Origin of the sequence: Acinetobacter baretiae (assembly GCF_015627105.1) — a bacterium.
Classification (GTDB): Bacteria; Pseudomonadota; Gammaproteobacteria; order Pseudomonadales; family Moraxellaceae; genus Acinetobacter; species Acinetobacter baretiae.
In genome coordinates this window covers 171,158-186,785 of sequence record NZ_VTDM01000009.1, presented here as the reverse complement: position 1 = coordinate 186,785, position 15,628 = coordinate 171,158, and the positions used below count along the sequence as shown (strand labels likewise).

The 15,628-nt window shown below is 39.1% G+C and carries 13 protein-coding genes and 1 tRNA gene; 5 read left to right on the top strand and 9 right to left on the bottom strand.

Annotated features, from left to right (window positions below):
- Nucleotide 1: 1 nt before the first annotated feature.
- The 5 genes from glnE to I2F17_RS04855 all read right to left on the bottom strand — a co-directional run bounded on the left by glnE (nt 2) and on the right by I2F17_RS04855 (nt 5,601).
- The gene (glnE, locus tag I2F17_RS04875) at nt 2-2,752 is read right to left on the bottom strand and encodes a bifunctional [glutamate--ammonia ligase]-adenylyl-L-tyrosine phosphorylase/[glutamate--ammonia-ligase] adenylyltransferase (protein ID WP_211139229.1); all 2,751 of its coding nucleotides are present in this window, start codon (nt 2,750-2,752) and stop codon (nt 2-4) included.
- A gap of 71 nt (nt 2,753-2,823) precedes the next feature.
- Nucleotides 2,824-4,095 (bottom strand): ATP-binding protein, encoded by a 1,272-nt coding sequence (locus I2F17_RS04870; protein WP_235985050.1) that lies wholly within the window; start codon nt 4,093-4,095, stop codon nt 2,824-2,826.
- Nucleotides 4,096-4,224: 129 nt separating this feature from the next.
- Nucleotides 4,225-4,737 (bottom strand): GNAT family N-acetyltransferase, encoded by a 513-nt coding sequence (locus I2F17_RS04865; protein ID WP_196422271.1) that lies wholly within the window; start codon nt 4,735-4,737, stop codon nt 4,225-4,227.
- A gap of 89 nt (nt 4,738-4,826) precedes the next feature.
- The gene (locus I2F17_RS04860; RefSeq protein WP_196422270.1) at nt 4,827-5,297 is read right to left on the bottom strand and encodes a 2TM domain-containing protein; all 471 of its coding nucleotides are present in this window, start codon (nt 5,295-5,297) and stop codon (nt 4,827-4,829) included.
- A 217-nt stretch (nt 5,298-5,514) separates the two neighbouring features.
- Nucleotides 5,515-5,601: transfer RNA gene (locus I2F17_RS04855), tRNA-Leu, on the bottom strand.
- 159 nt (nt 5,602-5,760) lie between these two features.
- Between I2F17_RS04855 and queA the strand changes: the two genes are divergently transcribed.
- The 5 genes from queA (at nt 5,761) to secF (ending at nt 11,435) form a co-directional block, all read left to right on the top strand.
- Nucleotides 5,761-6,801, top strand: a complete 1,041-nt coding sequence (gene queA, locus I2F17_RS04850; RefSeq protein WP_211139228.1) for a tRNA preQ1(34) S-adenosylmethionine ribosyltransferase-isomerase QueA — start codon at nt 5,761-5,763, stop codon at nt 6,799-6,801.
- Between the two features lie 148 nt (nt 6,802-6,949).
- Entirely contained in the window at nt 6,950-8,077 is a 1,128-nt protein-coding gene (gene tgt, locus I2F17_RS04845; protein ID WP_196422268.1) for a tRNA guanosine(34) transglycosylase Tgt, read from the top strand.
- Between the two features lie 91 nt (nt 8,078-8,168).
- The gene (yajC, locus tag I2F17_RS04840) at nt 8,169-8,498 is read left to right on the top strand and encodes a preprotein translocase subunit YajC (protein WP_196422267.1); all 330 of its coding nucleotides are present in this window, start codon (nt 8,169-8,171) and stop codon (nt 8,496-8,498) included.
- A 56-nt stretch (nt 8,499-8,554) separates the two neighbouring features.
- Nucleotides 8,555-10,456 carry a protein translocase subunit SecD gene (gene secD, locus I2F17_RS04835; protein ID WP_196422266.1) on the top strand — a complete coding sequence of 634 codons (1,902 nt, stop codon included), beginning with the start codon at nt 8,555-8,557 and terminating at the stop codon, nt 10,454-10,456.
- Nucleotides 10,457-10,463: 7 nt separating this feature from the next.
- The gene (secF, locus tag I2F17_RS04830; RefSeq protein ID WP_211139227.1) at nt 10,464-11,435 is read left to right on the top strand and encodes a protein translocase subunit SecF; all 972 of its coding nucleotides are present in this window, start codon (nt 10,464-10,466) and stop codon (nt 11,433-11,435) included.
- A 71-nt stretch (nt 11,436-11,506) separates the two neighbouring features.
- On the opposite strand, the gene I2F17_RS04825 is transcribed toward secF, so the two are convergent.
- The 4 genes from I2F17_RS04825 to I2F17_RS04810 form a co-directional block, all read right to left on the bottom strand.
- Complete coding sequence (locus tag I2F17_RS04825; protein WP_235985049.1) at nt 11,507-12,079, bottom strand: 4'-phosphopantetheinyl transferase family protein; 573 nt, start codon at nt 12,077-12,079, stop codon at nt 11,507-11,509.
- Nucleotides 12,080-12,342: 263 nt separating this feature from the next.
- Nucleotides 12,343-13,752 (bottom strand): ribosome biogenesis GTPase Der, encoded by a 1,410-nt coding sequence (gene der, locus I2F17_RS04820; RefSeq protein WP_196422263.1) that lies wholly within the window; start codon nt 13,750-13,752, stop codon nt 12,343-12,345.
- Between the two features lie 3 nt (nt 13,753-13,755).
- On the bottom strand, nt 13,756-14,910 hold the full coding sequence (gene bamB, locus I2F17_RS04815) for an outer membrane protein assembly factor BamB (RefSeq protein WP_211139226.1): 1,155 nt from the start codon (nt 14,908-14,910) through the stop codon (nt 13,756-13,758).
- Nucleotides 14,911-15,615 carry a YfgM family protein gene (locus I2F17_RS04810; RefSeq protein ID WP_211139225.1) on the bottom strand — a complete coding sequence of 235 codons (705 nt, stop codon included), beginning with the start codon at nt 15,613-15,615 and terminating at the stop codon, nt 14,911-14,913.
- Between the last annotated feature and the right edge of the window lie 13 nt (nt 15,616-15,628).

The following is a 15,628-nucleotide window of genomic DNA, read 5'->3' as shown; positions in this document are numbered from 1 at the left end:
ATTACTGCTCAGTGGCATCACATTGTGCAACTGAGTCAATCAATTTATGCCATAGCTTGCAAACGATCTCACGGGTAGTTTGCCAATCTTTAGCCTGAACTTGCATATTGTGGTTTGCAAGGGCTAAACGGTGGCTAGTCGCTCGTTCGCTGAGATAAGCGTGAATCAAACTCTGCGCTTCGGTTGTGGATAAATAACCAAATTGGGCAGCATCTTCTAAGATTCGAACATTGTCAGAATAACGGGCGAGATCTGGGTTCGCATGGCTTCCTAACAATACGATATACTGTGCCATAAATTCGATGTCAACGATACCACCTGAGTCCTGTTTTAAGTGAAAAATTCCTGATTTTTGCGCGCTCTGAGTCGAACCTAGATGGTCTCTCATTTTTTTGCGCATGTTACTCACTTCTTGTGCAAGTGATTGCTTTTCTCGACATTGCATCAAAATTTCAGCACGAATATATTCAAACTGCTCAGACAATTGGAGGTCACCTGCAATCGGTCGAGCACGTACTAAAGCCTGATGCTCCCATAGCCACGCACTTTGTCTTTGGTAACGTGCATAAGCAGATATGCTTGTGACCAACACACCTGCTTCACCCGAAGGACGCAAACGGGTGTCAATTTCGTATGCACGACCATCCAATGTTTGAGTGGTCATCAGCGACATAAATTTTTGTGCAACTTTAAAAGCAAACTCAAAACCACTAATGGCTTTACGTCCATCGGTGTCGGCTTGTTCATCAAAATCATGAATAAAAACCAAATCTAAATCTGAACCATATCCCAGTTCAATCCCACCAAGTTTGCCATACCCAATCACTGTAAAACGATACTGTGTTAAACCACAGCGCTGAGACTGTGTATCTACAGGAAAACCAAAGCGTTGTGCAACAGCTTGATAGGCCAAATGCAATGTGGCTTTAATACAGGTTTCCGCAATATCTGTCAGTGCATCAGAGACCTTCATGAGTGGGCTTTCTGCCAACACATCACTTGCAGCGACATTAAGCACATAACTCTTTTTAAATAAACGTAATATGCGCATTTGATCTTCAACTTGATCAATTTCCACACGCAACAATTGATGTCTTAAGGCATCCACTAAATCATTTTTTTTCGGCAATTCAAAATCCATCGACAAAAAATCATCTAACAACACAGGGTATTGGGTCAATTCTGCACAAATCCACGGACTCACCTCCGCCATTTTCACCAACCGCTGTAAAGCACCTTTACTTTCAATCAGCATGACAAAATACACACTACGGCGCATAATAGATTCAATCAATGGAATTAATCGCTGTATGGCTTTTTGTGGTTCAGTGAGCTGTAAAACTTGCGTTATGCATAACGGCCAAAAGGTTTTCAAACGAGCAATGGCTTTGGCAGGCATTTTTTGTAAAGCATGACTTTGCCAAAATTGAGTGACCAATTCATAACTGTCTTGATCTAGTGCTTTTTCTAATTGTTCATCTAAGTGTTGTGTAGATATGGTTTTGTCTTGAGCCACAGGACTTTGTATCAATTTTTTAAATTGCTCACTCACTGCAGATCGTTTTTGATTCAAAACAAAAATAAAATCTTCCCATGATGAAAAATTCAAAGTAATCAATAAACATTGTTGTAGCTCAGTGGTTGCAGGAAGTAACTGTGTTTGTTGATCATCAATCGCTTGAATACCATGTTCTACGCGCCTTAAAAAAAGATAAGCATCTATCAGCGTATCTACTTCTGTTTGAGGCAATAAATCTGCTGTAGCTAAATGCGCTAAATTGGTCAGGCAAGATCGATCTTGTAACTCTAGCTTAGCACCACCATAAATGAGCTGAAAAACTTGTACAATAAATTCAATTTCACGAATACCACCTGCACCAAGTTTAATATCATCTTGGCTTTGACGACGTTGTACCTCTCGTTCAATCAAAGCTTTCATTTCTCGCATGGCTTCAAATGCTGAATAGTCTACATAACGGCGAAATACAAAAGGACGGGTCATTTGGAGTAATGCTTGTCCTTCACTGCCACCACTGACGATTCTGGCTTTAATCCATGCATATCTTTCCCATTCCCGACCATGTTGTAATAAATATTTTTCTAAAGCCGCATAACTGGTTGCTAATGCAGAACCATCCCCCCAAGGTCGCAACCGCATGTCTACTCGAAAAACAAAACCATCTGCGGTCACATGATCAAGTAAATAAATGAGCTTTTGTCCCCATAACACACAAAACTGCTGTACATCTATGGATTTTTTACCGTTGGTTTGGCCTTGCTCATCAAAGGCAAAAATCAGATCAATATCACTCGATAAATTTAATTCTTGTGCACCTAACTTTCCCATGGCAATCACAATCAGATCTTGTATTTTTTCATTAAAGCCTATGGGTTCACCATATTTTTCAATCAATGCCACACGTGCAAAATGTTTAGACGCTAAAATGGAAGCATCTGCAAAATAAGACAGCTCTTTTGTTAGTGTCACCACATCTGTAAGCCGATTTACATCTTGATAAATCCAACGAAACATTAAACGTGCACGCAACACACGCAGCACACGCATAAAGTCCACTTCAGATGAAATTTGATCGACAGCTTGAGCCACCACGTATTCGATATCTTGTTGACTCAAAGGATGCTGATATGGATATTGTTGTTGGTCTTGTTGTAATTGATCGAAGTGCAACTGCCACACGTGCTGAGCATAATGGCTTGCACGTTGTACAGTCTCTAACGGTGAAATACTCATTTTTACACGGCCTATTTTTTAGTATAGGCATAGCATAACTTGAGTTGTTCTTACTGTCTGTACTGCTTTACTTATGCTTGTACAAACACTTCTGTGGGCGCTTTAGACACAGACAGTTCATCTATAGGTAGTTGCACGGTAAAGGTTGTCCCTTGCCCTTCTTTTGACTGCACTGTAATTTGCCCTTGATTCAGATCAGCAAAGCGTTTGCACAAAACCAATCCTAATCCTGTCCCTTTTTCTCCATTCGTTCCTTTTAGCGTTGTTTTTATATTTCGTTCAAAAATACGGCTCTGTTGAATTTCATTCATACCTAGCCCTGTATCAGAAATCGACAATGCCATAAAACGTTCAATTTGTTTGACTGAAATTAACACTTTTCCAGAACCATCTTGAGGGGTAAATTTCAATGCATTAGAAACCAAGTTTTGTAAAATAGACGTCACCATATTCAAATCTGCATACACATAAGTGCCTTGCGGAATAGTGTCGACTAACTCAATATTTTTACTGTATGCCAAGCTACTTAATACATTACTTACAATTTGACTGGTTTGTTTTAAATCAAAACGTACAGGATGACAGGCAAAACGCCCCCCTTCGGCCATCGCCCAATTGAGTAAGTTTTCTAATAAATGGTATGTTGCTTTTGCCGTATCATTCAAATAACTTGAAATATTTTGTATACTAGACGTATCTAAACTCTCTAACTCTTCAGCCAATACTTCTGAAAAGCCTAAAATACCATGAAATGGTGCTCTCAAATCATGGGCAATAATCTGTAAAAATTTAGTTTGACTAAAATTCAATGCAACGATCTGTTCATGATTATATGTCAATTCATCATGTTTTTGCTGAAGACCAATATGCTCTGAATAATCACTACACAGCTCTAAAACCAACGCTGTTAAATCAGAATCAAACGGATGATGATTTTGATCAAACACACAAATATGTGCCATGCAATCCAAAACATCATCACACAAAGCAAAAGCAACTAAACGATTTACCGCCCCAAAGTATTGTTCAATATATACACGATACTGTAAATACTCTGCTTTTTTTTCATCCAACACAGACTGGTTGTGGTGATGTAATTGATTTAAATGTTGAAATAGCTGTACATCACATGCTATATCTTGAATCGTTGTTTGAGTGGCATTTAATACTTTCGCTTCAGACTCATGCGGAAGAATTAAAACAACATGATGTGCTCCTAGTATCGTTTTGATTTTTAAGAGTAACTTATTAAGCTTTGCATCTTCTTTCAATTTTTTGGGCAATACCAATACACTTGCCGAAATATCGTCAATATCTTGTACGCAGACCGACTGTGTTGACATAATTGTATTTCTCTTGAGGGAGTTCTTATTTTAAATCAGAGAACCTAGTCGTATAGTGTTAACACTTTTTACAATAAAATCAAATAATGAATCACTTTTTTACACTTTATCACGAATAATACATGTATTTTAATGCGTTAAAATGAGTTGGTAAAATGCTAAATCTAGCCAAGACCCAAACTTAAACCCAACTTCTGATACTGTACCTGCATGACTAAAGCCAAGCTTTTTATGCAATGCAATACTTGCTACATTATTGGCATCTATAGCACCAATCATCGTATGCATTCCATTTTGCTTCGCTTTTTGTATCAATGCACTCAATAATTGCCGTGCAATACCTTTGCCTCGGTAGTCTTGGTGTACATATACTGAATGCTCAACTGTATACAAATTGGCAGGGAAATGGCGAAACGCGCCATAGCTTGCAAAGCCCATCAACACACCTTGTTCATTTTCCACACCCAAAACTGGAAAGTGATGTTGTGCTTTATGTTCAAACCAACCTTTAATATCTTGTAATGTTCGTTCTTCATATTCATACAAAGCTGTTGAATGTAAAATAGCGTCATTAAAAATATCTAAAATCTGCGACGCATGTTGTTTAGCATCACACTCAACAATTTTATAATGATCAATCATCACAGCACCTCGACTCTATTTAATCATATCGTATTTGAAATATTATAAAACCTTTATGCGGTTGATGTCATACACTCACTCATGCTTCTTCATTTTCTTAACAACATTTGCATACGTTTTTGTTTCCATACAGCAACCGTATGATGAAATACAAAAATTCTAAGCCATGCCAACAGCATGGTCGCCCCCCAACATAATGTTGGCCATAATGACCAATAACTATGTGGTGTGAAAAAACAATTTACCAGTATCAAACCCGTACACACCACAATATAACTTGTAAATACAGAGTAAAATCTCAGCTCTTGAGCAACCCGATTTTCAAGTGCGTGAAGCTTATCATCCATCGCCAATTCTAAAGCTGGTGCGTGTTCGTGTAGATCATCAGTTAAGTCACGAATACTGATTTGAAATACAGCAGCTAAAGCACTTAATGTTTCAAGACTAGCTTTACCGCCATACTCAACACGCTGAATGGTTCGCACACTCAGGGCAGTCATTTCAGCAAGCTGCTCTTGAGACCATGCACGTTGTAAACGTTGTTCTTTAATTTTATTCATTGTCTAACTCAAAGTGATTGGGCACATACACTATGGTCTTTTATTATACAGATCAACACGACACTTACATGACAGTCGCCCGACATTAAGCCGACAGAAGGTAGACAAGCTATTTTCCTAAATATTTAAGAATATAGACAAGATGAATTGGTTTTAAAAAATAGGCATAAAAAAACCCAAAACATTATTTGTCTTGGGTGATTTGCTTACCTAACTATGGTCCCGAGGGTCGGACTCGAACCGACACGTCATCTCTGACAGTGGATTTTGAGTCCACCGCGTCTACCAATTTCACCACCTCGGGGCAGTATGGTTTATTCGATGTATACTACTTGATTTTTTCGTCATGTCAATGCGTTAATCTTTCTTTTGATTACTTTTAAGACACTCAATAAAAAAGTGCTTTTCGCATACAATCATAAAAACGTTTATAATAGAACAAACTCTATTTACGTTATTTTTTATGCAATTGTCCGATTTTAATTTCGATCTGCCCGATGAACTCATTGCACGCTACCCTCTTTCCGAACGCAGTGCGTCACGTCTTTTGCATATCGATGCAACAGGACAGCACCACGACCACCCGTTTACAAAGATTATCGACTTACTGAACAAAGGTGACTTGTTGATCCTCAATGACACTAAAGTCATGAAAGCACGATTAAAAGGTAAACGTGCCACAGGCGGTATCATTGAAATTTTAGTTGAACGTATGCAAGACCGGTACATTGCACACTGTCACATTAAATCGAGCAACTCACCCAAAGCAGGTGCACAGTTGTTCATTGGTGACGGTCAAATTCAAGTCACTGTACAGGGTCGTCATGAAAACCTCTACATTGTTGAATTTTCTCAACCGATTTTAGATGTGCTTGATCGTTATGGTCAACTTCCTATTCCACCTTATTTCAATCGTGAAGCAGAAGACATCGACACAGAACGCTATCAAACCGTATTTAATGATCCCACTAAATTGGCCAGTGTTGCCGCTCCTACAGCAAGCTTACATTTTGATGAACAACTGTTAGAGAGGTTACACACAAAAGGCGTTGGCACAGCTTTTGTTACTTTACATGTTGGTGCAGGTACGTTTTTACCTGTACGAACAGATCACATTGAAGATCACATCATGCACAGTGAATGGTGCGATGTGCCACAATCTACTGTAGATTTAATTTTGGCCGCAAAAGCACGAGGCAACAAAATTATTTCTGTCGGTACCACAGCAACACGCGCCATTGAAAGTGCAGCTCAAGCACACCAAGGTCAATTGGCTGCATGGACTGGAGATACCCAAATTTTCATTTACCCAAGCTATAAGTTTTGTGTGATTGATCGTCTGATTACAAATTTTCATTTGCCTGAGTCAACACTTCTTATGCTGGTTTCAGCGTTATCGACAAAAGAATACATTTTAAATGCATACCAACATGCTGTTGCTCAAAAATATCGATTTTTCAGTTATGGTGATGCGATGTTAATCGACCAAGCTCAAACACAATAAACACTCTATCCTTACTACCTTGCTTCACACAAAAACCTGTAATAAAAGGTAGCATCATGATAGAGAATCTAGGAAAATAGTGACTTTAATCAACATGGCAAACGCCTCAGATCAGCGAACTGTTTTTTCGCCTTGATTCGGATAAAATATGAAATTTGAAAAACTAGGTCAGTCGGGACGTGCCCGCCGTGGTCGCTTAACGCTAGAACACGGTGTGGTTGAAACCCCCATTTTTATGCCTGTGGGTACTTATGGTACTGTAAAAGGTATGTTGCCTCGTGACATCGAAGAAATCGAAGCACAAATTATTTTAGGTAATACTTTTCACTTGTATTTACGCCCAGGCTTAGATGTTATTAAAGAGCATGGCGGATTACACGAGTTTATGAAGTGGAATAAACCAATCTTAACTGACTCAGGTGGTTTTCAAGTCTTTAGCTTAGGGGCAATGCGTAAAATCAAAGAAGAAGGGGTTACTTTTCGGTCACCTATTGATGGCTCAAAAGTCTTTTTATCGCCTGAAATTTCAATGGAGATTCAACAAACACTGAACTCTGACATTGTCATGATTTTTGATGAATGCACGCCTTACCCTGCCACACACGAACAAGCACAACAATCGTTACAGCTAAGTTTACGCTGGGCCAAGCGTTGTAAAACTGCTCACACTGACAATAAAAATCCGAATGCACTGTTTGGTATTATCCAAGGTGGTATGTACGAAGACCTTCGTGAAGAATCTTTAAAAGGATTACTCGACATCGACTTTGATGGCTATGCTATTGGTGGTTTATCGGTCGGTGAACCCAAAGAAGAAATGATCAAAGTTTTAGATTACCTACCAGAGCAAATGCCAGAAGATAAACCGCGCTACCTTATGGGTGTAGGTAAACCTGAAGATATTGTTGAAGCTGTACGTCGTGGTGTAGACATGTTTGACTGTGTTATGCCAACACGAAATGCTCGAAATGGTCATTACTTTGTTACCGATGGCTTAGTTCGCATTCGAAACAGTAAATACCGTCATGATCAGAGCCCTTTAGATCCACACTGTGACTGTTATACTTGTAAAAATTTCACTCGTGCTTATTTATTCCATTTGGAAAAATGTGGTGAAATGCTTGGCTCGATGCTAGGCACAATACACAATTTACGCTATTACTTGCGTCTAACCGAAGCAATACGCAATGCACTCGATGACGATACGTTTGATGCCTTTGTGACAGATTTTTATACTCGCCGAGGACTAGACGTTCCACCTTGTCCAACCGCTTAATGCTTGTCTAGATTTGCGCTTAGAGACAAGACAAGGTACATTGCATATTGAAAAATATTTTGTTTTTAGTTTGATTATTTAGGAAACTCAAATGAGTCTGTTTATTTCTACAGCCCACGCCGCTGAAGGCGCTGCCCAACAACCGAGTATGATTGCCAATATTGGTATGATTGTTGTTTTTGTTGCTATTTTCTACTTTTTAATTTGGCGCCCTCAATCTAAACGTGCAAAAGAACATCGCTCTCTCATTGAAAGTTTAGGCGTCGACAGTGAAGTTGTCTTTGCAGGTGGACTCATGGGTCGCATTAAGAAAATTGAAGGCGACTATGCTGTTGTTGAAATGAGCCGTGGTGTAGAAGTAAAAATTCAACGTTCAAGCGTTGTTTCTGTATTACCTGAAGGTACTTTAGAGAGCCTTTAATTGTTTCTATCTAAGTCGTGTGATTACACGACTTTCCCATATTAAGAAGATCAGAAATGCGTTACCCAGCATGGAAATATTTACTCATCCTTGTTGTTTTGGTGATTAGTACGTTGTATGCACTGCCAAGTTTGTATCCAGATGAACCTGCCGTGCAGATCTCAGGCGCTAAAGCTGGCACGAGCATCGATCAATCTGTTTTACAAAAAGCAGAGCAAATACTTAAAAGCCAAAACATTCAAAGTCACGACAATAGCTTTACCAACAATGCCGCCTTGCTTCGTGTTACCAATACAAATATACAATTACAAGCACAAGAAGCATTACGACGTGGTTTAGGTGAAAACTATGTTGTTGCATTAAACCTTGCACCAACCACCCCAACCTGGCTACAAAAAATTGGCGCAAAGCCAATGAAACTTGGCCTAGATTTACGTGGTGGCGTACACTTCTTACTTGAAGTGGACATGGACAAAGCCATTGCACAGCGCATGGATACTTCAGCAACTGATATCCGTCGCCAATTTCGTGATAACAACCTTAAGTTTAATAGTTTAACACTCAATAACAATGCCATTAATATTGCATTTGCCGACAATACAGAACGTGAAAATGCCATGGGCTTTTTGCGACGTAACGGCAATGAATACACACAACAGGCACTTGCAACAGACAGTGGTCCGATCTTACGTTTAGTATATACAGATGCACGCAGACAAGAAATACAGTCTTATGCAGTCAACCAAAACTTAACCACTTTACGTAACCGTATTAATGAGTTAGGTGTAGCAGAAGCGGTTGTACAAACGGAAGGAAGCAACCGAATTGTTGTTGAATTACCGGGCATACAAGATACTGCAGAAGCAAAACGTGTATTGGGGCGTACCGCAAACTTAGAATTTAGACTTGTTGCTAACCAAAATGATCAATACATTAGCCCATATACAGGCAAATACAATGATCAACCCCTTCCTGCAGGGACTGAAGTTTTTGCTTATCAATCATTAGACAGTGGTCGTCAGCTTTTATTACAACGTAACCGTATTTTAACAGGCGAACGCGTACAAAATGCATCATCTGGCTTAAGCCAAGATTCTGGTGGTGCAGAAGTGAACATCACACTCGATAGTGCAGGTGGTAAGCTGATGTCTGATGCCACTCGTAGTGCGGTTGGTAAACGCATGGCTGTTTTATTTATTGAAAATAAACAAAAAATTAGTTATGTCGCCGACCCAACGACAGGGGCACAAACAGAAGTTCGTACACCATATACAGAATCTGTTGTGATCAATGCCGCAACCATTCAACAAACTTTAGGTTCTCAATTTAGAATCACAGGTTTAAGCTCGCCACAAGAGGCGGCTGAACTTTCATTGATGCTACGTTCAGGAGCACTTGCTGCACCCATGTATTTTGTTGAAGAACGTGTTGTTGGACCAAGTTTAGGGCAAGAAAATATTGATAAAGGAATTTTATCAACCCAAGTTGGCTTTATTTTAGTTGCACTTTGGATGGTTGTTTTCTTCCGTGTGTTTGGTTTAATTGCAAACTTCGCCTTGGTCTTTAACCTTGCCATGATTTTAACCGTCATGTCATGGTTAGGTGCATCACTCACACTTCCAGGGATTGCAGGGATTGTCATTACTATTGGTATGGCCGTTGATGCAAACGTACTGATTTGCGAACGTATACGAGAAGAAATGCAGTGGGGTGCTTCGCCTAAACAAGCCATCGTTGCAGGTTATGATCGTGCTTATAACACGATTTTTGACTCCAACCTGACTACATTTATTGTTGCATTTATCTTATTTGCGATTGGCACAGGCCCCATCAAAGGCTTCGCTGTTACTTTGATGATTGGTATTATTTGTTCAATGTTTACTGCAATTACTGTAACACGTGCCATTGTGCAGCTTATTTATGGTAAACGCCGTAACTTACAAAAGTTGAGTATCTAAGGAGACGATGATGACCAAAGCAACTCAACAAGAAACACAGTACGGTAGACCTGAAAATGAGCGGATTATTCCGTTTATGAAAATTGCGAAACCTGCCGCCATTATTTCAGTACTAATTACTTTAGCCAGTTTATTTTTAATTGGCTATAAGGGACTGAATCTTGGCTTAGACTTCACAGGTGGTATTGCAGCGGAAGTTACCTATCAAAAAGGCGTAGAACCCGAACAACTGAGCAAGACCTTAGAAAATGCAGGATTTAAACATACTGTTGTACAAACCTTAGGGAGTAGTACTGATTTACTTGTGCGTATGCCCGTGCAAGATCTGAAAATTGAAGATCTTAACCATACGTTATCCCAAGCAGTGCAACTACCTAACAATACAGCCACATTACATAAAGTTGATTCTGTGGGTGGACAGGTCGGTAATGAGCTGTATCTTCGCTCAGCAGGTGCTGTTGCCCTTGCCTTATTGCTCATGCTAATTTACGTGACCATTCGCTTTGAATTTAAAATTGCGATGGGAGCAATTTTGTCTTTATTTCATGACATTATTGCTATTTTAGGTATATTTGCCTTAATGCAATGGCCATTTGATTTAACTGTATTGGCCGCAGTATTGGCGGTTATTGGTTTTTCTCTTAATGATAATATTGTTGTTTCCGACCGTATTCGTGAGAATTTTAGAAAAATTCGTGGTGCAACACCCACTGAAGTTATTGACATCGCACTCACAGAAACACTAAGACGTACCATTCATACCTCCATGACACTTACCCTTGTTGTAGTGGCAATGATGGTATTAGGTGGTGATGGCTTACGTTGGTTCTCTGTAGCTATGTTTGTTGGTATTTTTGTAGGTACTTATTCATCTATTTACATTGGTACAGCTTTTTCATTATGGCGTGGTATTAATCGTCAAGATTTTCTTGTACAAGTTAAGCCCGAATTTGAAGAAGAGCATCACAATATTCCGTAACATTTCAAAGTTGTAGTGTCATAAATATCCTCTATTTTACCAATAGGGGATATTTTTTATTTTAGATTCGATCAAACCCACTGAATTGGAGTTTTATGATTCATAGCGACCGTGAGCATTGAATGACTTAAACAAAAGCTTTGATAATAAAAACACCCAATTTTTTCATGCTCAACCGTACCATAGAGCTTTTCAGGATGAGCTTGAGTATTCAGTTCTTTTAGATTTAAACGAATACCCAAGCTATGTGCTTTAAGTACAGCCTCTTTAATGGTCCATACTTGAAACCAAAATGTACGATCTTCGTCCAACTTTTTCCACATCAAAATTTCTTCTGGATGAAAACAGTGCTCAGCTAATGCATTCATACGTACATGTCGAGAAAAGTCTTCAATATCTACACCCACATTCAGCACACTTTGACTATATACCAAGGCATAGTATTTTTGGCTGTGCGAGTGATTGAACCCTAAATGTGGGCTCACAGGTTTACCAAACTCATTAATAGTAAGTTGTAATGGCTCTTGAATTTGTTGCTGTAAATATGTATTTCGATAAGCTTGAAGTTGCATACGCTGTGCTAAATTTAGACGAATATTTCCAGCCTCTTCTATAGCAAGCAAATCTGTTAAGCTTTTATACATTAAATAAATCATGGTATGTTATACGTTACAAATGAACCTATTGCGCCTGCCTACGTATTTTTCAATAGATTTAATGAAAGTAAATTTATTTTTCCAAAAAACCATATATAAAACACAATAAACACTCAACATATGACCGAGTTTAAAATCTCTTAAGATTCTAGATTAACAAAGCAAAGTGCTTCTGTCGCATGTACCACATACAACTAATAAGCATATAAAAAACCAAGCGATATCGCTTGGTTTTTTTACTTAAAAAGATTCTAACGCTTAGATTTCTTTTCAGCTTTTTTAAAGGTTTGTACATAGCGACGACGACGTGCTGCTACACGCTCATCTAACTGAGTTTTACGCCCTTCAAATGGATTTGACGAGGTTTTAAACTCAATTCGAACAGGTGTTCCTTCAAGCTTATAAACTTTTCGAAATACATTTTCTAAATATCTACGGTAGTCTGCAGATACTTTGTCTACCTTGTTACCATGAATGACAATCGTGGGTGGATTTTGTCCGCCCATATGCGCATAACGCATTTTAATACGACGACCATTCACCATTGGTGGTTGGTGTTGCTCTGTTGCATCATTAAGAATTTGCGTCAATTTTGACGGAGATACTTTTAAATTGGCTGATTCATAAGCACGATGAATTGAAGGATATAAATCTCCCACACCTGTGCCATGTAATGCAGAAATTAAGTGTACACGAGCCCAAGGAATAAAACCAAAACGGCGCTCTATATCAAGCTTAACCTGTTTACGATCATACTCAGACATATTGTCCCATTTGTTGATCGCAATTACCATTGCTCGGCCTGCTTCTAACGCATAACCAATCAAGTGTAAATCTTGTTCAACAACACCTTCACGTGCATCAACCACAGCAACCACAACATGGGCATCTTTAATGGCTTGTAGTGTTTTTACAATAGAGAATTTTTCAATGGTTTCATCTACTTTGCCTTTACGACGTACACCTGCTGTGTCAATCAGCGTATATTTACGCTCATTGCGTTCAAAAGGAATATATACCGAATCACGTGTGGTACCCGGCATATCAAATACAACAACACGATCTTCACCAAGTAGACGGTTCACCAATGTTGATTTACCGACATTCGGACGACCAATCACGGCTAAACGTAACCCGGTGTGCTTATCGAGCTCTTCTTGATTTTCATCTTCTGGAACATCTTGAAGAATATCTTCAATCATTTGTGCCACGCCACGTCCATGACTTGCAGCAACGTGTATTGGCTCACCAAATCCAAGTTGATAGAATTCGACCACAGCCGCTTCAGCGTGTACACCATCGACCTTATTGGCAACTAAGTATACTTTTTTACCCAGTGTTCTCAGTTCACGAGCAATTTGTTCATCAGATGCCAATAAACCCGCACGTGCATCTACAACAAAAACGATAATGTCAGCTTCGTTGATTGCAGTTTGAGATTGCTCAGCCATGTACGCATCGATACCAAGCTCACTTTCACCAATCCCTCCGGTGTCTACAACAATAAATGATTTATTGTTATAGCTTGCATCGCCATATTTTCGATCACGTGTAAGACCAGCAAAGTCTGCAACAAGTGCATCTCGACTTTTGGTAATCTGATTAAATAATGTTGACTTACCAACATTAGGACGCCCAATCAGCGCAATTACGGGTTTCATAAATTAACGGTTCTGCCAAACGCTTAAAGCGCCTTTTTGTGTTGAAACATAAAGTTGGTTGTCTACAACACGCAGTGAAGTTACTTCACCTTTGGTTGTTGAACGACCTGTGATTTTTCCTGTTGCTGGATCAATCATGCTTAAAGCACCATCAAAATCTCCAACAACTAAATCTGAGCCCAACAATACAGGGTTACTCAAATTACGATGCAGAAGTTGATCATTTTCCCACAGTTTTTGTCCTGTAAGCAATCCATATGCAATGATTTTTCCATCTACAGTGGTCGTGTAAATGGTATCACGAGTTACTTCTGGACGCTGATTACTACTTGAATTATCTGTCCAAACTACTTGTTGTTGCTGTAAATCTGTGACGGTAATTTGGCCCTGATAGCTCGTTGTGATCAGGAACTGCCCCATCATTACAGGATCGCCATCAATATCATTAACACGCTGTATATCTGTACGACCTTCAGCAACTGAAACACGGCGTTGTAATCGTGGTACACCACTCACAACATCTATGCCATATACATAAGCATTTGCAGTCGCAATTAAGACATTGTTAGGATCAAGTGCTACAGGAGACGCTTGACCACGTAAACTTAATGCAACATTAGGGAGCTTATATGTCCATAGTTGCTGGCCTGTAGTTGCATCGTGCGCATATACATTGCCATCATTAGTCACCGTAATCACACGTCCAAGCTGAATGTGAGATGGAGTGATAATCGGACCTGACAATTGAGCTTGCCAAAGCACTTTCCCCGTACTTTGTTCTAAAGCAAACAGTTCACCTTTTTGATTTCCTGCGACAACAATACCCTGCCCGACTTCAAGCCCAGCACTTAACATGCCTTTTTTATAGACTTGACTTGACCAAAGCTGTTTGTTGCCCTGAAATGCATCGACTGTCCCTTTTTTCGGGTCAGCCACATAAATAACCCCTTGATCTACTGCCATTTGCAGACGTAAAGGGTCTTTTTTATTGCTTGCAGACACATGTTGAGAAAATACTTGTTGTAAGCTTTTCGCTTGAACCAATTTAGGCAACGGGTTTGGTTTTATTTTTTCAACCTTAGGTTTATTACTTGAACAGCCAACGAGTGCAACTGCTAAAATAGTTAACGCAAACGGTATTTTAAATTTTTTATGCATTTAAGATTCGTCCACTTGTGTTTTCAAAATTGGGGTTTCAATACGAGGATCATCCACTAAAACCCCCACACTTTCGAGTTTAATTTGTAAAATTTGTGGCTGTTGTTTGCGTGCTACAGCAGCACTCCAAGCCCTTTCATAAGCTGACTTAGCATTTTGTGTATCATTTTTATACACAAAAATATCGCCACGTGCTTCATCTGTTGTGGCTTTAAATGATTCAAGTTTAACTAAATCCAATGTTTTTAGCGCATCATCATATTTTTTATTGGCAATTTGTGCATAAGCCAAATGTAAATTCACCAAAGCCACTAAGCCTTCATCTTTGATTTTCACAGATTGTGCTTTTTGTAACTCTTTTTCAGCCGCAGTTGTATCATTACGATCAAAAAATATTTTGGCTAAAATCAGTTGTGCTTGAATGGCCTGAACAGAATCAGGGTCTTTCTTTACAATTTCATCTGATAAGCGCATTAAGTTGGTTAATGCTGTTTTATCAGTCAAAGATATAGCTTGTGCTTGATCCATGAGCTGTTGCACTCGAGCTGTTTCATTTTGTGAATCAACTCGCTTGTTTTTTTGCCAATAATTCCATGCAAAAAAAGCAATAAGTACAATTAATACCGCTGTAATTGCAGAAGAACCATACTTCTTACCTAGCGATTTAAACTTATCTAACTGTTCTTCTTCTGTGGTTGCGCTCATGTCATGATCCTTA